At 70.9% G+C, this 15,977-nt stretch carries 18 protein-coding genes; 11 read left to right on the top strand and 7 right to left on the bottom strand.

The features are described from left to right. Window positions 1-21 precede the first annotated feature (21 nt). Window positions 22-1,029 (bottom strand): CehA/McbA family metallohydrolase, encoded by a 1,008-nt coding sequence (locus tag O7621_RS27315; protein ID WP_282231857.1) that lies wholly within the window; start codon window positions 1,027-1,029, stop codon window positions 22-24. Between the two features lie 51 nt (window positions 1,030-1,080). Here O7621_RS27315 and O7621_RS27310 point away from each other — a divergent pair, with 51 nt between their 5' ends. Next, window positions 1,081-1,554, top strand: coding sequence for a hypothetical protein (locus O7621_RS27310; RefSeq protein ID WP_282231856.1), 474 nt, complete (start codon window positions 1,081-1,083; stop codon window positions 1,552-1,554). Beyond that, the gene (locus O7621_RS27305; RefSeq protein WP_282231855.1) at window positions 1,551-1,718 is read left to right on the top strand and encodes a hypothetical protein; all 168 of its coding nucleotides are present in this window, start codon (window positions 1,551-1,553) and stop codon (window positions 1,716-1,718) included. The genes O7621_RS27310 and O7621_RS27305 overlap by 4 nt, the downstream gene beginning before the upstream one ends. Window positions 1,719-1,740: 22 nt before the next feature. On the opposite strand, the gene O7621_RS27300 is transcribed toward O7621_RS27305, so the two are convergent. After that, complete coding sequence (locus O7621_RS27300) at window positions 1,741-2,847, bottom strand: acetamidase/formamidase family protein (RefSeq protein WP_282231854.1); 1,107 nt, start codon at window positions 2,845-2,847, stop codon at window positions 1,741-1,743. Window positions 2,848-3,123: 276 nt separating this feature from the next. On the opposite strand from O7621_RS27300, the gene O7621_RS27295 reads away from it, so the two are divergent. The 5 genes from O7621_RS27295 to O7621_RS27275 all read left to right on the top strand — a co-directional run bounded on the left by O7621_RS27295 (window position 3,124) and on the right by O7621_RS27275 (window position 6,700). Then, the gene (locus tag O7621_RS27295; RefSeq protein ID WP_282231853.1) at window positions 3,124-4,551 is read left to right on the top strand and encodes an aromatic ring-hydroxylating dioxygenase subunit alpha; all 1,428 of its coding nucleotides are present in this window, start codon (window positions 3,124-3,126) and stop codon (window positions 4,549-4,551) included. Between the two features lie 4 nt (window positions 4,552-4,555). Continuing rightward, entirely contained in the window at window positions 4,556-5,077 is a 522-nt protein-coding gene (locus O7621_RS27290; RefSeq protein ID WP_281551084.1) for an aromatic-ring-hydroxylating dioxygenase subunit beta, read from the top strand. 26 nt (window positions 5,078-5,103) lie between these two features. Continuing rightward, window positions 5,104-5,397 (top strand): Dabb family protein, encoded by a 294-nt coding sequence (locus tag O7621_RS27285; RefSeq protein WP_282231852.1) that lies wholly within the window; start codon window positions 5,104-5,106, stop codon window positions 5,395-5,397. Between the two features lie 21 nt (window positions 5,398-5,418). Continuing rightward, window positions 5,419-6,312 carry a VOC family protein gene (locus tag O7621_RS27280; protein WP_282231851.1) on the top strand — a complete coding sequence of 298 codons (894 nt, stop codon included), beginning with the start codon at window positions 5,419-5,421 and terminating at the stop codon, window positions 6,310-6,312. 187 nt (window positions 6,313-6,499) lie between these two features. Beyond that, window positions 6,500-6,700: a DUF397 domain-containing protein gene (locus O7621_RS27275; RefSeq protein WP_282231850.1), complete on the top strand. Its 201-nt coding sequence runs from the start codon at window positions 6,500-6,502 to the stop codon at window positions 6,698-6,700. A gap of 408 nt (window positions 6,701-7,108) precedes the next feature. On the opposite strand, the gene O7621_RS27270 is transcribed toward O7621_RS27275, so the two are convergent. After that, on the bottom strand, window positions 7,109-8,167 hold the full coding sequence (locus O7621_RS27270; protein ID WP_282231849.1) for a serine hydrolase domain-containing protein: 1,059 nt from the start codon (window positions 8,165-8,167) through the stop codon (window positions 7,109-7,111). 457 nt (window positions 8,168-8,624) lie between these two features. On the opposite strand from O7621_RS27270, the gene O7621_RS27265 reads away from it, so the two are divergent. From O7621_RS27265 to egtD, 4 genes are all read left to right on the top strand, one after another. Then, a complete protein-coding gene (locus O7621_RS27265) occupies window positions 8,625-9,902 on the top strand; it encodes a glutamate-cysteine ligase family protein (protein WP_282231848.1) in 1,278 nt (425 codons plus the stop codon). A gap of 71 nt (window positions 9,903-9,973) precedes the next feature. Next, the gene (gene egtB / locus O7621_RS27260) at window positions 9,974-11,263 is read left to right on the top strand and encodes an ergothioneine biosynthesis protein EgtB (protein WP_282234761.1); all 1,290 of its coding nucleotides are present in this window, start codon (window positions 9,974-9,976) and stop codon (window positions 11,261-11,263) included. Continuing rightward, complete coding sequence (egtC, locus tag O7621_RS27255; protein ID WP_282231847.1) at window positions 11,263-12,015, top strand: ergothioneine biosynthesis protein EgtC; 753 nt, start codon at window positions 11,263-11,265, stop codon at window positions 12,013-12,015. Before egtB ends, egtC begins: the two co-directional genes overlap by 1 nt. Beyond that, entirely contained in the window at window positions 11,994-12,956 is a 963-nt protein-coding gene (gene egtD / locus O7621_RS27250) for an L-histidine N(alpha)-methyltransferase (RefSeq protein ID WP_282231846.1), read from the top strand. The genes egtC and egtD overlap by 22 nt, the downstream gene beginning before the upstream one ends. Here the strand turns inward: egtD and O7621_RS27245 are convergent. The 4 genes from O7621_RS27245 to O7621_RS27230 all read right to left on the bottom strand — a co-directional run bounded on the left by O7621_RS27245 (window position 12,934) and on the right by O7621_RS27230 (window position 15,973). After that, on the bottom strand, window positions 12,934-13,710 hold the full coding sequence (locus tag O7621_RS27245; protein WP_282234760.1) for an amino acid ABC transporter ATP-binding protein: 777 nt from the start codon (window positions 13,708-13,710) through the stop codon (window positions 12,934-12,936). The two genes, egtD and O7621_RS27245, sit on opposite strands and share 23 nt — an antisense overlap. Window positions 13,711-13,742: 32 nt before the next feature. Continuing rightward, window positions 13,743-14,624, bottom strand: coding sequence for an amino acid ABC transporter permease (locus O7621_RS27240; RefSeq protein WP_282231845.1), 882 nt, complete (start codon window positions 14,622-14,624; stop codon window positions 13,743-13,745). A gap of 2 nt (window positions 14,625-14,626) precedes the next feature. Next, on the bottom strand, window positions 14,627-15,502 hold the full coding sequence (locus O7621_RS27235; protein ID WP_282231844.1) for an ABC transporter substrate-binding protein: 876 nt from the start codon (window positions 15,500-15,502) through the stop codon (window positions 14,627-14,629). A gap of 69 nt (window positions 15,503-15,571) precedes the next feature. Continuing rightward, window positions 15,572-15,973: a rhodanese-like domain-containing protein gene (locus O7621_RS27230; RefSeq protein ID WP_282231843.1), complete on the bottom strand. Its 402-nt coding sequence runs from the start codon at window positions 15,971-15,973 to the stop codon at window positions 15,572-15,574. Window positions 15,974-15,977: the final 4 nt, after the last annotated feature.

The raw sequence follows: 15,977 nt of genomic DNA, 5'->3' as shown, positions 1-15,977 counted from the left end.
CGACGGTACGCCACGGCCAGCTCAGACCAGCGTGACCGGGTTGCTCAGGGCAGCCAACCGCCCGTCCGGGTGGCGCACCTCGACCCGGACGAACGCCGACGCCGTGGCGTCGGTGCGCCACCGGAGGCTGCCGGCACCGTCGGCGGACAGCACGACGCGGTACGCCGTACCCCGGTCGGTGTGGGCGCTGACCGTGCCGGACGGCACGCCACGGACCTCGACCTCGACGGTGGCCGTGGCGCCGCCGGTGTCGAGCCGCTCACCGATGTCGGCGCGGCGGTCGCCGGCCGACACGATCACCGACAGGTCGACATCGGTTGATCCGGCGATCCAGCTGTGACCGGCGGCGATCCCGGCCAGTAGCGCGTCCACAGTGCGCCCGGCGGCGCGGACCACGGTGTGCGGGACGCCGATCTGACCGGCGAGGTGGGTGTCGCTGTTGCCGATCACCGGCCGCCAACCGCCAGCGCCGACACCGGCGGCGGGTCTATGGGCCCAGTCGACCAGGCTGGCGGCCCAGTCGGCCAGCGCCGCCTCGTTGTCGGCGTTCCACGGCAGGTCCGACGCCCACTGTCCGTTCCAGACCTCGACGGCGTCGAACCCCTGGTACGGGTATTCGAACGTGCCCGACGGGTACGGCGCGTAGGGGTGCGCCACCACGCACAGTCCACCGGCCCGGTGCACTTCGTCGAGCTGTCGGCCGATCCGGTCGTCGCCGTCGCTGTTGTCGTTGCCGTACCGCCAGTCGACGAGGTGCCCGGGTGGCAGGCCGAGGGCCAGCCAGTGCCCGGTACGGGTGACGACCTCCTGGCCGCAGATCACCAGCAGGTCACCGGTGCGGTCGACCCAGTCGGCGTACCCGTCGGTCGTGTTGTGCTCGGTGACGGCGACGAAGTCGAGCCCGGCCGCGCGGGCGGCGGCGGTCAGCTGGGCCGGGGCCAGCTCACCGCCGGTCGACCGCACCGAGTGCAGGTGGCAGTCGCCCCGGTACCACCTGGCTGCCGCTCGCGGTGCTGACGCTCGACTCATCTCAGCGATCCTTCCAGGCAGCCGCATGACATCCACGGTAGTGTGGATGTCATGGCGGCGGTACATGAGGAAGTGCCGTTCAGCGACTTCCTGCATCGGCCCGGCGCCGCTGCGGAACGGCTGAACGAGGTCCGAACGTTGCGGCTGCGTCGTCGCGATGCGGACGACCTGGCCCTTGTCCGCGCCGACCAGGTTGAACGAGAGGCTATCGTCGTCGATTTCACCGCCCGTCTGCTGGCGGGCCTGGTTCGTTCCGGGTCGGTGGAGGCGGTCCGGCGGGTCCTCGAGGAGGCGCTGCCCTGGGTGACGTTCCTCCCGGAGTCAGATGTCGACGAGCTGCTCTCGGAGCTGATCACCGTGGCGCAGGGTGCGGCTTCGCTGGAAAATCTGTCTCCGATCGCCACCCTGCTCGGGCAGTGGCGGCACACGGCGGAGATCTACAGCGACCCGGCGTTGCTGGAGATCATCAACCGGGAACCGGAAGGCGACCTGGGCGTGGTCGACCCTCCCGAAGAGCGGCAATGAGCCCCAAACGGGGCGACCGGGCAGCGCCTCCAGCTGTCGGAACCGAGTACGAGTTGCGCTTCGGCACGTCGTCGGCTGCCGACGGCTGGGAGGCGTTGGCCCGGCAGGCTGCGGCGAATCTCCGGCGGGCGTACGACACCATCCGGGCGCAGCCCGGAGAGTGATGTCTCGTTCATCCTGTAGTGGTCAGATCTGGGCGGGGAAGTCGGCCTTGCGGATCAGGCAGTGCACGCCCTTGACCGCGTCGACGACCTGGCTGACCTCGAAGTCGGCGGCGGCGCTCAGGTAGGCCAGGGCGGTGTCGCGCGGCATGCCCTGGGTGCGGGCCAGGAAGTCGACAGCGGCCCGGACCGCCCGGCGCATCGCCTCGTTCAGGTCGGCGTCCAGGCCGACCGGGATCCAGTGGGTGGTGGTCTCGGCCAGCGGGGCCTCGCCGGCGCCGACCAGCAGGGCGGCCTGTGCCGCCGGGATCACGCTCAACCGCAGCGTGGCCCGCAGCGGCGCCTCCAGGGCGGTGAGCGCCACCTCGCCGTCGCCCTGGGCGTAGTGCGGGTCACCGGCGTAGAAGCCTGCGCCGGGTAGCTGCACCGGCAGGTAGAGGCTCGATCCGACCTGCAGTTCGTTGATGTCGAGGTTGCCGCCGTGCCCGCCGGGCGGCACCGAGTGCACCATCTCGTCGGTGTCCACGGCGACGCCCATCAGGCCGAGGAACGGCGCGAGCGGGAACCGGGCGGCCCGGCCGGCACCGAACGGCAGTACGCCGTACAACCGGCCGCCGCTGGAGGCTACCTCGGTGAAGTGGCAGACGCTGCCGTACTCCCGCGGGTCGCTGCCCGGCCCGGTGTCGGCCGGGGTGAGCGGGAACTCACCGGGCAGCGCGCCGTAGCCGTGCCGGCTGCTGACGAAGCCGTACGGGGCCCGGATCGTCAGGTCGAGCACGTCGACCCGGAGCAGGTCGCCGGGTTGTGCGCCGTCGACGGTGATCGGGCCGGTGACCACGTGCGGGCCGTCGTCGTCGTAGTCGTGGGCGACGTCGGACGCGGCCAGGTCGCGGGCGTCGGCGAGGACGCCGTCGGCGGGTACGTCGTACTGCTTGAGGTAGCCGACCGGGTCGCGGCCCTGGTCTTCGAGGATGCCTTCGTGGCTGAGGGTGTCGATGGTCACGGTCTCACCGGAGCGGACCCGCAGCACCGGGGCGTGACTGCGGTTGGGCAGCCGGCCCCACAGGCAGGTTTCGGGCGTGGTCGGCAGGTAGTGGGCGCCGGCGATCGGTCCATGGTGCGGCTGGAGCATCGGTTCCTCCGGAAGGGGTACCCGGCCGGCGGGCGTAGGGCGCGCGGCGGTGCGTGCCGCTGGTGGGCCGGGGTGACGGGTGGATGACCGGATCGTTTCCGGCGAACCCGCAGGAACGTGTTGCTGTCCTGTTAACAGTGAGTAACCCGATCACGGAAAATGCCCTGCTCTTGACAGGTGGAGGGCTCTGATAGCAGCATCGGAGTGCGAGACACTGTCTCGCATGACGTAGCATCGCTGAGGCAGGCGGACGGGACGAAAGAGGGCGGTGGGGTGATGACGCAGCAGACGCCGGTGCGACCGCTCGGCGGAGCCGACGGTGGCGCGCTGATCGACGAGGACTGGGAGGCGATGCGCTTCCGGGTGCACCGCTCGGCGTACCGCGACCCGGGTGTCTTCCGCGACGAGATCGCCAAGATCTGGGGCCACACCTGGCTCTACCTCGGCCACGAGACCGAGATCCCCAACGCCGGCGACTTCAAGACCCGCACCCTCGGCGGCCGTCCGCTGATCTTCTGCCGCGACTCCGCCGGCGAGGTCAAGGTCTTTCTCAACGCCTGCACCCACCGCGGCACCATCCTGTGCCGGCACAACGAGGGCAACACCAAGTTCTTCCAGTGCTTCTACCACGCCTGGGCGTTCAGCAACTCCGGTGACCTGGCCGCGCTGCCCGGCGACGAGAGCTACCCCGACGATCCCGGCTTCCGCGAGTCGATGCGGCTGCGCCAGGTGCCCAGGCTGCAGATCCACGAGGGCTTCGTCTTCATCGCGTTCGACCCCGACGTGCCCGACCTGCTCACCCACCTCGGGCCGGCCGCGCACTACATGTCGCTGACCGCCAAGATCGGCGAGCATGGCATGCAGACCCTGCCCGGCGTGCAGCTCTACAGCGTCAAGGGCAACTGGAAACTCGCCGTCGAGAACGCCATGGACGGCTACCACTTCGCGCCCACCCACAACACCTTCGTCGGCTACCTGCGGGAGACCGGGTTCGCGGTCACCGACGACGACCAGTACGCCTACGACCTCGGCGGCGGACACGGGCTGCTGGTGCTCACCGGCCACAACGGCCGGATCGGCATGGTCTGGGAGCCGCGCTTCGGCGACGAGGAGAAGGCCCGTACCGTCGCCAAGCGCAACGAGATGATCGCCCGGCTCGGCCCCGAGCTCGCCGCCGAGATCGCCGACGCCAGCCGGATCCTCTTCGTCTTCCCCAACCTGCTGCTGTTCGACCTCGAAGCGCTGACCATCCGCCAGCTCGAACCGGTCGCCCCGGACCGCACCGACGTGCGGGCCTGGCAGTTCGTTGAGACCGGCGAGCCGGAGTCGGTCCGGGCGCTGCGGATCAAGACCATGGTCAGCTTCGTCGGCCCCGGCGGCCTGGCCACCCCGGACGACATCGAGGCGTACGAGGCGGTGCAGCGCGGCATCGTCGCCACCGCCGACTCGGCCGACCCGGCCCACGACTGGTCCGACATGTCGCGCGGCATGGCCAACGAAAAGCAGGGCAACCAGGGCCGCTCCATCGACGAAGGCGCGATGCGCAGCTTCTGGCGACACTGGGCCGACCGGGTCGGGGCGGCCACCGCCGTCGCCGGCGACCCGCCGGCCGACCCCGGCGCACCCGGCCCGTCCGCCGTCCTCGCGGCCGGATCCGCAGCCACCAGCGGCTCCGCCGCGCCCACCGCCAGCGGGAAGGAGTGACCCGATGTCCTCGACGACCAGCGGAGCAGTGCTCAACGTGGGTGCCCGCGAGGTGACCCGGGCGCAGGTGGAGGACTTCCTCTACCGGGAGGCGCAACTGCTCGACGAGTGGCGCCTCGACGAGTGGTTCACCATGTTCGAGCCGGACGGCCGAATGGAGGTGCCGACCACCGACTGGGCCGGCTGGGACGCCACCACCGCCGGATTCTTCGTCTGCGACGACTACGACCTGATCCGGGCCCGGGTGAAGCGGCTCAAGAGCCGCAAGGCGCACGCCGAGAACCCGCACTCGCGTACCCACCGGATGGTCTCCAACGTGATCCTGCTGGAGGCCGGCGCGGAGACGGTGTGGATCAGCGCCAACTTCCTCATCCACCGCTACCGCGACGGCGGCGCCTACACCTACGTGGGCCGCTACGAGCACGTGCTCAAGGTCGACGACGACGGGCTGCGCTTCCGGGTTCGCCGCTCCATCCCGGTGATGGAGTCGATGGATCCCGGCGCCCGGCTCAGCTTCATCCTGTAGCGGGGGCCGCCGTCATGATCACCCACATGTTGGCGTTCAAGTTCCGCGACGACCTGCCGCCCGGCGTCGCCGAGTCGGTCCTCGCCGAGCTGGACACCTTCCCGACCAAGTACCCGGCGATGCGCAACTGGCGCAGCGGGGTCAACGTCAGCACCCGGGACACCACCATGACGCACGGCTTCGTCGTGGAGTTCGCCACCGAGCAGGACCTGCTCGACTACCTGCACAGCGAGTCGCACGAGCGGTTCGTCCGGGAACGCTGGCGTCCGGTCGTGCAACGCCAGGTCATCGTCAGCATCCCCACCGCCGGGGACGCGTAATTCACCATGAAGGGGTCGCAGATGTCCACCGAGGCCGCCACCCGCCGCCGCGGGCCCTACGGCATGGAGTACGCCCGGATCGAGGTGCCGGATCTGGCCGCCTCCATCGAGTTCCTGCAGTACCACGTCGGCCTGCAGTTGGAGCAGCACGACGACCAGTACGCGTTCCTGCGCGCCGACATCGAACACCACAGCATCGAGTTGATTGCGGCACCGCACCGTACCGAGTCGTGGACCACCGCGGTCGGGTTCAGCGTCGAGTCCGACGAGGTCCTCGACGATCTGCGGGAGCGGGTTGTCGCCGCCGGCCACGAGGTCCTCGAACTGCACGAGCGGATGAAGGGCCTGTGCCAGCGCGGATTCGCCGTACGCGACCCCAACGGGCTGATCGTCGAACTGTTCACCGAGTTCGTCGAGTACGCCGAACCGCCGCTGATCGAGCTTCGTCCGGTGGACCTGGTGCACCCGTTCCTCGCCACCGACAAGTACGAGGAGTCGCTCGACTTCTACACCAAGGTGCTGGGCTTCCTGCCCAGCGACTACGTCGGCGACGTGACCGTCTTCCTGCGCTGCGAGGACCGCTACCACCACAGCCTTGCCCTGCAGCGCAACAAGGAGTTCTACGCCGCACACCTGTGCTTCATGATGAAGAGCTTCGACCACGTGATGCGCGGTCGGGCGCGGGCCCAGTACAAGAAGGTGCCGATCGCCTCCGACCTGGTCAACCATTCGGCGTCGACGTCGATCGCGTTCTACATGCACGACCCGAAGCACGGGCCGCGTTACGAGCTGTGTGACCGGCACCGGGTGTTCACCCCGGAGGAGCACGCCACGCACCGGGCCCGGCGGATGGCCGTCGACCCGCGCAACATCGACGTGTGGCGCCCGGCCGCCGACGACTGGGGCCGTTTCTGACCGTCGTCGTTCGAAAAGGTGAACGACCCTCGGGAATCTTCCCCCGGGGGTCGTTTCTCGTGGTTTGAGTTCGGCACCGTGGTGTCCGGCCATGGAGATGTGACCGAGCTGGAACTAGCCTGGGAAACCGTGGACGGACTCGCGCTGCCGGTGGTGCAGTCCCGGGATCTGATGCTGAGGATGATCGTTGAGCGCAAGTGAACCGCGCTGGCGGAAGTCCAGCCGATCGGCCAACGGCGGCGACAGCTGCGTCGAGGTGGCCGACAACCTTCCCGGTCGGGTCCTGGTGCGCGACACCAAGGACCGTGCCGGCGGTAGGTTGACTTTCGGCCCGGCCGCCTGGTCGGCGTTCGTCGCGTCGACCAAGGACACCACCGCCACCCCCTGACCCGCATCCAGTAACGCCTTCGGAACCCCGGCCACCCGTACGCTGTGGCCGGGGTTCCTTCGATGCTCTGGTGAAGTTCATGACTCTGCACGAGCGCTCGTTCCAGGACATGGTTCATCGGGTTGCGGGCCCGACGTCGAGGACCAGCCGGATACCGTTCAACTATCAACCCGAAGTTGACCACGTCGTGCGCTGCCATCGCTGTCTTCCCTTCCGGTTGTCCGCTGTGCTCACTGCTAAGTGGCGGCAGCACAACCCGGCGTGAAGCCCAGCAGGCTGGTTCGACGTCGAGGTGAGGCTGGCGCACGTCAAGTTCGCGAGATGAGGTGTCTCAGCCTCACCTCGATGTAGTGCCCCTGCCTTGGCGTCCGGAACTGCCGCGTACCGCGCTGCCCGCAGCCGGATGCCTCAGGCTTGCGGCATCGACTCGTCGAACAGCCGGACCAGCGGCCAGATGGTCTCCTCGCCGACGCCGAGCATGGCCAGCGTGATGCCGTCGCCCGCGCCGTGGCCGGGGTAGTGCCGCAGCAACGCGCTGACGCCGAAGTTCACGCCCACCTTTCCGTAGTAGCGGACCCGGCCGTCGGCGTCGGTCCTGAACTCCAGCCCGTACCCGTTGCGCCGGTTGCCCTCCGCCTGCGCGTACGGGACGAGCATCGCGGCGGTCGACTCCGGCCCCAGCAGCCGGTCCTCGACCAGCGCCCGGTGGAACGCGGTGAGGTCACCGACCGTCGTGTACGCGCCGCCGGCCGGGTCGCCGACCGGCGGGTACGAGAAGATGTTGCGCCGCCAGCAGGTGATCGTGCCGTCGGCGTCGCGGATCGCCTCCACGCCCTCGGCGACGTCCGGTGCGACGACGTCCATGCGCAGGAACGCCGACCGGCTCATGCCGGCGGGCTCGAAGACGTTGGCGTGCACGTACTCGCGGTAGGAGCCGCCGGTGGCCCGCTCGACCATGAGGCCGAGCAGGATGTACCCGACGTTGCAGTACCGGCAGCCCTCGCCCGGCGCGAACCTCGGCGGCTTGGTGACGAAGTGCGGCAGGTGGTGGGCGGTCTCGGTGAACGCGTACGTCGGCTCGTCGACGAACAGGTCCTCGTACCGTTCACCGTCCGACTCGTCGGCGTCGTCGGCGATCCCGGAAGTGTGGGTGAGCAGATGGTACGGGGTGACGTCCGGCGAGATCGTGCTACCGGCCAGCCCGAGGTAGTCGACCGCCGAGGTCTCCAGCGTGAACGCGCCGCGCTCGATCTGCTGGAGTACGGCGACGGCGGTGAACAGCTTCGTGACCGACGCGGTGTCGAACCTGGTGTCCAGGGTGCACGGTGTACGGCAGGCCCGGTTGGCGTTGCCGTACGCGCCGGCCAGCAGCCGCTGCTCTCCCATGGTCACCAGGACCGAGCCGGTGAACTCGTCGCGCGCGGCGCGTTCACCGAGTGCGGCGGAGAACAGTGCGAGGTCGGGCACGGTGGTGAGCATCGCAGCCGGCAGAACCGTGCCGCCACCGATTTGCCGGCGGGCAGGCGCCACGACGCACGGTGGTCTGCTCAGCCGGTTCCGGTGGTGAGGGTGAGCGGGTTCTTGCCCCGTCGGTCACGTCGGCTCCCCTCCGGTCGGCACCGACCCTGCCGGTACCCCGTCCGGCGGCGATCACACCCCGGGCGACGCGAATCCCACCCACAGGCGACGCGAATCCGCAGGTGACTGCCGGGTTGCGGAACGGGGAACGTCTCCCGCCGCCCGCCCCGCGCCACGCCGGTGTCTCGGCAAATGTCGGACGGTGACGATACGGTAGCGAAGATCGATCGCTACCCGCGATCGATCTTTCACTGGAGGAGATGCGATGACCAAGGCTCCCCATCCAGCAGCTCCCCATCCAACAGCTCCCCATCCACCATCCGCCCATCCGCCCGACGTGCTACCGGTGGCCGCCGAGTCTGCGGCGTCGGCCGGTCCGAGGAGCGTGGCCGACGCCCCGGCCGGTACCGCCATCGTCGATCCGACTGCCGCCGCCGGCTACATCACCCGGATCTGCTTCAAGACCGGCCCACCCCGACGGATCGGCGTCGAACTCGAATGGACCGTTCACTACCGAGACCACCCCGCCAGACCGCTCGACCCCGCCGACCTCGCGACTGCCCTCGGTGACCACGCCCCGCGGACACTACGCCCCACCAGCCCGCACAACCCGCTTCCACAGGGCGGACTGGTAACGGTCGAACCCGGCGGGCAGGTGGAGATCTCCACCCCGCCGACGGAATCCCTCACTACATTGCACCGGGCCGCGTCGGCCGATGTCGTCGCGCTGACCCGCCGGCTCGACCGGGCCGGCCTGCTGCTCGGCCGGACCGGATGCGATCCGTACCGGCCACCCCGGCAGATTCTGCGCAACCACCGCTACACGGCGATGGCGGCGGCTTTCGCCCGGCAGGGTCGGGCAGGTGCCGACATGATGTGCGGCACCGCCGGCCTGCAGGTCTGCCTGGACACCGGCAGCGACCGGCAGCTCTCCCTCCGCTGGTCAGCGGCGCACCTGCTCGGTCCGCCGCTGATCGCCCTGTTCGCCAACTCGCCGTCGCGGGCCGGCCGGCGCACCGGCTGGGTGTCGAGCCGGATGGCGACCTGGCTGGCCCTCGACCCGGTCCGCACCGCCGCACCCGCCGACCCGACCACCGGCATGCGGCCGTCCGACCCGGTTGCCGACTGGACCCGGCGGGTGCTCGACACGCCACCGCTGTTCGTCGACGATCCCGTCGGCTGGCGGCTGCCGGGGCCGGCGACCTTCGGCGAATGGATCCGCACCGGCACGCCCCGACCACCGACCTACGCCGACCTCGACCTGCATCTGAGCACCATGTTTCCGCCGGTCCGCCCACGTGGCTACCTGGAGCTGCGCTACCTCGACGCGCAGCCGGACGGCGAGTGGATCGTCCCGGCTGCGGTGCTGGCCGCGCTGTTCGCCCGCGACGAGACACTGCGGACCGCGACGTCGACGGTGATGGACGCGGCCGACCGCTGGCTGCCCGCCGCCCGGGACGGGCTCGCCGATCCGGTCGTCGCGTCGGCCGCCCACCCGCTGGCCGAGCTGGCCTGCGAACGCCTGACCGACACCGGCCTGCCTGACGAGACGACCAGCACCGTGGTACGCGCCCTGCGCCGACGGCTGCACCAGCGAACCCACCCCTGGGGAGGAACCAGGTGACCGAGACAGCCCACGACCCGACCCGCCCGACACCGAGCACACCCGAGCCACGTTCGGCGGCCGCGTCCGATCTGCGTACCGTGCTCGCCGCCGATCTCGACCGGGCGCGGCGGCGCAGCCGCGCCCTGACCGACCCGGTCGACGACGACGACCTCACACGCCAGCACTCCCGGCTGATGTCGCCCCTGGTCTGGGACCTGGCGCACATCGGCAACCAGGAGGAGCTGTGGCTGGTCCGCGACGTCGGCGGCCGGGAACCGGTCCGGGCCGACGTCGACCACCTCTACGACGCGTTCAAACACGCCCGCGCCGACCGTCCGGCGTTGCCGCTGCTGGACCCGGCCGAGGCGCGTGCGTACACCCGTACCGTCCGGGACAAGGTCCTCGATCTGCTCGACACGGTGACGTTCGACGGCCGCCGGCTGGTCGAGCAGGGCTTCGCCTTCGGCATGATCGTGCAGCACGAGCAGCAGCACGACGAGACGATGCTCGCCACCCACCAGCTGCGGGCGGGCCCGCCGGTGCTCACCGGCGCGGCGACGCCGCCCGCGACGGCCGAAGGCGTCGACAGTGAGGCGCTGATCCCCGGCGGACCGTTCACCATGGGCACCTCCACCGAGCCGTGGGCGCTCGACAACGAACGCCCGGCGCACACCGTCGACGTACCCGCTTTCTTCCTCGACCGCGCACCGGTCAGCAACGCCCGGTACCAGCAGTTCATCGACGACGGCGGCTACCACGACGAGCGGTGGTGGAGCGCCGAGGGCTGGGCCCACCGGCTGCAGGCCCGGCTCAGCGGGCCGGCACACTGGCACGGCGACGGCAGCTACACCCGGTTCGGTCGGCGGTCGGCGATCGTGCCCGACGAGCCGGTGGTGCACGTCGGCTGGTACGAGGCGCAGGCGTACGCGAGCTGGGCCGGCCGCCGGCTGCCCACCGAAGCCGAATGGGAAAAGGCGGCCCGGTTCGACCCGGCCACCGGCCGGTCCCGCCGCTACCCGTGGGGCGACGACGACCCCGGCCCCGAGCACGCCAACCTGGGCCAGCGGCACCTGCACCCGGCACCGGTCGGTGCCTACCCGGCCGGTGTGTCACCGGCCGGGGTGCACCAGCTGATCGGCGACGTGTGGGAGTGGACCGACACCTGGTTCACCGGTTACCCCGGTTTCGCGGCCTTCCCGTACCGCGAATACTCGGAGGTCTTCTTCGGCCGCGACTACCGGGTGCTGCGCGGCGGCTCGTTCGGCACTGACCGCGCCGCCTGCCGGGGCACCTTCCGCAACTGGGACTACCCGATCCGGCGGCAGATCTTCAGCGGTTTCCGCACCGCTCGTGACCCGCACCCCGGCGAGATCGCCTAGTGTGCCGCCACCAGCTCTACCTTGGCCCGCCGGTCAGCCTGACGCAGCTGCTGGTCGAGCCGCCGTACGGCCTGTACCGCCAGTCCTGGGCGCCCCGGGACATGCGCGGCGGCGGCACGGTCAACGTCGACGGTTTCGGCGTCGGCTGGTACACCCCGACCGGTCCGATCCGCTACCGGCGGGCCGGGCCGATCTGGGCCGATCCCGGCCTGGTCGAGCTGGGTCGGGCCACCGCCGCCGGTGCGGTGCTGGCCGCGGTCCGCTCGGCTACCCCCGGGATGCCGTTCGGCGAGACAGCCTGCGCGCCGTTCACCGACGGGCGCTGGCTGTTCAGCCACAACGGGGTGGTGGCCGGCTGGCCGGACAGCGTCGCCGTCCTGGCCGCGGCCCTGCCGGTGACCGATTTGCTCACCCTCGACGCGCCGACCGACTCGGCGCTGCTGTGGGCGTTGCTGCGGCACCGGCTGCGGTCCGGCGCCGACCCGGGTACGGCGATCACCGACACCGTCACCGGCGTCCTGTCCGTCGCCCCGACGTCCCGGCTCAACCTGCTTCTCACCGACGGTGAACGGGCCTGGGCCAGCGCCGTCGGCCATTCCCTGTCCGTCCTCGCCGGGCCGGAGCGGCTGGTCATCGCCTCCGAACCGTCGGACGACGACCCGGCCTGGCGTCCGGTGGCCGACCGCCGGCTCGTCGTCGCCGACCGGCACACCTACACCGTGGAGGATCTGTGCGGATCGACATCGAGCTGACCGACGCCGACCAACGACACGCGCTGCGGATCGACGCCCGCGCCGGACTCACCGCCGACCCGAAATGGCTGCCCCCGAAGTGGTTCTACGACAAGTACGGCAGCGAACTGTTTGAACGCATCACCACCCTGCCGGAGTACTATCCGACCCGGGCCGAGCGGGCCGCGTTGGCCGCCCACGCCGACGACATCGCCGCCGTCACCCGGGCCCGGACCCTGGTCGAGCTCGGCTCCGGTTCGTCGGAGAAGACCCGGCTGCTGCTCGACGCGCTGCGCCGGCAGGGCAGCATCAACCTGTTCGTGCCGTTGGACGTCTCCGAGGCGGCGCTGCGTGACGCCGCCACCGCCATCGACCGGGACTACCCGGGTCTGCCGATCCACGCGATAGTCGGCGACTTCACCCGCCACCTTGACCGGATCCCGGCCGGCGACGACCGGCTCGTCGCGTTCCTCGGCGGCACCATCGGCAACCTGGTGCCGGACGAACGCGCCGAGTTCCTGGCCGCGCTGCGCGGGGCGCTCGGCACCGGCGGCTGGCTGCTGCTCGGCACCGACCTGGTCAAGGACCCGGCCACCCTGGTCGCCGCCTACGACGACAGCCAGGGGGTGACCGGCGAGTTCAACCGCAACGTGCTGCGCGTACTGAACCAGCAGCTCGGTACCGACTTCGACCCGGCGGCGTTCCGGCACGTCGCGCTCTGGGACACCGACCGGGAGTGGATCGAAATGCGGCTGCGCGCCGACCGGGACATGCAGGTGTACGTGGCCGATCTCGACCTGCCGGTGAGCTTCACCGCCGGCGAGGAGATCCGGACCGAGGTGTCGGCGAAGTTCCGCCGGGCCGGGGTTACCGCCGAGCTGGCCGCCGCCGGTTTCGAGCTGACCCACTGGTGGACCGACCCGGCCGACCGGTTCGCGATCAGCCTGAGCCGTAGTCGGTGACCCGGCGCAGGAACTGCCGGGTACGGGGGTGCTCGGGCGCACCGAGCACCCGCTGCGGCGGTCCCTGCTCGCAAATGGCGCCGTCGGCCAGGAAGCAGACCCGGTCGGCGACCTCCCGGGCGAATCCCATCTCGTGGGTGGCGATCAGCATCGTCATCCCGTCACCCTTCAGTTCCCGGATCAGGGCCAGCACCTCGCCGACGAGTTCCGGGTCCAGCGCCGAGGTGACCTCGTCGAGCAGCAGCAGCCGGGGTGCGTTGATCAGGGTCCGGGCGATCGCCGCCCGCTGCTGCTGGCCGCCGGAGAGCCGGTCCGGGTACTGCCTCGCCTGATCGGCCAGCCCGACCCGGTCCAGCAGTTCCATCGCCCGCTGCTCGGCCCGCGCCCGAGGCAGCCGGTGCACCTTGCGTGGCGCCAGCGTGACGTTGTCCAGCACGGTCAGATGTGGGAAGAGGTTGTACGACTGGAAGACCAGCCCGATCCGCTGCCGCACCTGGTCCGGGTCGACCCGGGGGTCGGTGATGTCCCGGCCGTCGAGCTGGATGGTGCCGTCGTCGACGGTCTCCAGCAGATTCACCACCCGTAGCAACGTCGACTTGCCGGAGCCGCTGCCGCCGATCAGGGCTACCACCTCGTGTTCGGCCACGTCGAGGCTGAGGTCGCGCAGCACGACCCGGTCGCCGAAGACCTTGCGGACCCCGGCACAGACCAGCACCGGTGGCCCGCCGTGCCGGCCCACCTCCGCCGCCGGCATCATGCCGGGCCGGGTCGGGTCCGCCGCTGGCGTCATGCCGCGCCGGCCCAGGTCTGCCGCCGGGCGGCCCGCATGGTCACCCAGTCGGTCACCGCCACCAGCGGAACCGCCATCAGGATGAACAGCACCCCGGCCACCACGTACGGGGTGAAGTTGTAACTGGTGGCAGTCTCGATCTGGGCGGCGCGGATCGCGTCGACCGGGCCGGCCAGGGAGATCAGCCCGACGTCCTTCTGCAACGCCACCAGGTCGTTGAGCAGCGGCGGCGCGACCCGCCGGACCGCCTGCGGCAGCACCACGTGCCGCATCGTCTGCGCGTGGCTGAGCCCCAGCGACCGGGCGGCGGCCCGCTGCGCCGGGTGCACCGATTCGATCCCGGCCCGGAACACCTCCGCCAGGTAGGCGCCGTAGGTGATGACCAGCGCACAGCCACCGAGCACCAGCACCGACGGGGTGCCGGCGAGCCGGAGCCCCGGCACCCCGAAGGTGAACAGGTACAGCACGATGATCAGCGGGGCGCCCCGGAACACGTACGTGTAGGAGGTCGCGACGGCCCGCAGCGGAAAGAACACCGCCGGGCGCAGGGTCCGGGCCAGCGCGATCGCCAACCCCAGCGCCAGCGCCCCGGCGGCGCAGAACACCAGCAGCCGGACGTTGAGCCAGAGTCCGCGTAGCACCGCCGGCAGCGCCTGCACCGCGACGGCCGAATCGAAGAACGACTGCTGGACCCGGGGCCAGCCGGGGGAGTTCGCGACCGCTGCCACCAGCAGGGCACCGAGCACGGCGGTGGAACCGGCGGCGATCAGCACCGACCGGACGCTCTGCCGGCGGCGGTACGCGTCCCGCCGCCGCTGCAGCTCACTGGGCTGATAGCCGTCGGCGCCGCCGGCCGCCGCTGCGGTGGACCCGCTCACTGTCAGGACAGGACCGGTGCGCCGGCCACGTCGGCCAGCCATTCGGCCTGCAGGCTGTCCAGGGTGCCGTTGCCGCGCAGTTCGTCGACGGCGGCGCTGACGCAGCCGGTCAACGGCGATCCCTTGTCGAGCACCAGGCCGAACTGCTCCGGCTGGCCGGACGGCTGCGCCAGCTGTCCGACGATCGTCGCGTCGTCGATCTCGGCGCCGGTCACGTAGAACGCGGTCGGCAGGTCCAGCACCAGCGCGTCGATACTGCCGTTGCGCAGCGCGGCCTTGGCGTCGTCGTTGTTGTTGAACACCGCCGGCTCGGCCGCCGGGACAACCACCTCGGTGATCGCCCGGAAGCTGGTCGTGCCGACCTGGGCGCCGAGCTTGACGTCCCGCAGATCGGCCAGGGTCGTCGCGCCGGCGGCCGGCGTCCCGTCCAGCGCGATCACCGCCTGACTGACGTCGTAGTACGGGCTGGAGAAGTCGACGGCGGCGCGGCGCTCCTCGGTGATGGAGAACTGGTTGATGTCGACGTCGAAGTCCTTCGGCCCGGGAGCGATGGCGTTGTTGAACGGCACCCGTACCCAGTTCACCTCGTCCGGTTCGTAGCCGAGCTGGTTGGCGACCGCGTACGCCACCGCGCTTTCGAAGCCGGCGCCGCTCTCCGGGGCGTCGTCGACGAACCACGGCGGGTACGCCGGCTGGTCGGTGCCGACGGTCAACGTCCCGGCGACGAGGGTGTCCAACTGCTGCGGGTCGCAGACGTCCGGCGTCGGCGGGTCGACCGGCGGGTCTTCCGCCTGGGGCGAGCAGCCGGCGACAGCGATGGTCACCGCGGCGGTCGTGGTCACGCCGAGCAGGCTGATCGTCCGATGTGATCCGAGCATGACGACTCCTCGACGTTCAATGGGGGTGCCGGGCCGGCGGATACATTCGACCAGCCGTCGGCCCGGCGATCAATGGGCGAGTGGATCGGTCACCGGAAGCCCGGCGGCCCGCCAGGCCGCGAAGCCACCGGCCAGGTCGGTGGCCAACGGCAGCCCGGTGTCCTGCAGCGAAGCGGCGGCCAGCGACGACGCGTACCCCTCCTGGCAGACGACGATCGGCCACAGCCGCGGGCTGTCGGCGACGTCGAGCCGCGCCGAGCTGTGTGGGTCGAGCCGCCACTCCAGCACGTTGCGTTCGATCACGTACGCCCCGGGGATCTCGCCGTACTCCGCGCGTTGAGCGGCCGGACGGATGTCGACCAGCACGGCCCTGCCGTCCTGCTGGGCCTGGTAGGCGGTCCGGGCGTCGACCCGTTCGAGGCGACCACGGACCTGGTCGAGCAGTCTGTCGATGCCGAGTTCCGGGGTCACTGTG

Origin of the sequence: Solwaraspora sp. WMMD937, from assembly GCF_029581175.1 — a bacterium.
Taxonomy (GTDB): Bacteria; Actinomycetota; Actinomycetes; order Mycobacteriales; family Micromonosporaceae; genus Micromonospora_E.
This window is presented reverse-complemented; position numbering and strand designations above follow the sequence as displayed.

What these genes read in the sequence shown, in the direction of transcription:
- O7621_RS27285 (WP_282231852.1), top strand. Translation starts at nt 5,104, where the DNA reads ATGTTGGCGTTCAAGTTCCGCGACGACCTGCCGCCCGGCGTCGCCGAG.
- O7621_RS27280 (WP_282231851.1), top strand. Translation starts at nt 5,419, where the DNA reads ATGTCCACCGAGGCCGCCACCCGCCGCCGCGGGCCCTACGGCATGGAG.
- O7621_RS27295 (WP_282231853.1), top strand. Translation starts at nt 3,124, where the DNA reads ATGACGCAGCAGACGCCGGTGCGACCGCTCGGCGGAGCCGACGGTGGC.
- O7621_RS27245 (WP_282234760.1), bottom strand. Translation starts at nt 13,710, where the DNA reads ATGCCGGCGGCGGAGGTGGGCCGGCACGGCGGGCCACCGGTGCTGGTC.
- O7621_RS27235 (WP_282231844.1), bottom strand. Translation starts at nt 15,502, where the DNA reads ATGCTCGGATCACATCGGACGATCAGCCTGCTCGGCGTGACCACGACC.
- O7621_RS27310 (WP_282231856.1), top strand. Translation starts at nt 1,081, where the DNA reads ATGGCGGCGGTACATGAGGAAGTGCCGTTCAGCGACTTCCTGCATCGG.
- O7621_RS27300 (WP_282231854.1), bottom strand. Translation starts at nt 2,847, where the DNA reads ATGCTCCAGCCGCACCATGGACCGATCGCCGGCGCCCACTACCTGCCG.
- O7621_RS27305 (WP_282231855.1), top strand. Translation starts at nt 1,551, where the DNA reads ATGAGCCCCAAACGGGGCGACCGGGCAGCGCCTCCAGCTGTCGGAACC.
- O7621_RS27315 (WP_282231857.1), bottom strand. Translation starts at nt 1,029, where the DNA reads ATGAGTCGAGCGTCAGCACCGCGAGCGGCAGCCAGGTGGTACCGGGGC.
- O7621_RS27290 (WP_281551084.1), top strand. Translation starts at nt 4,556, where the DNA reads ATGTCCTCGACGACCAGCGGAGCAGTGCTCAACGTGGGTGCCCGCGAG.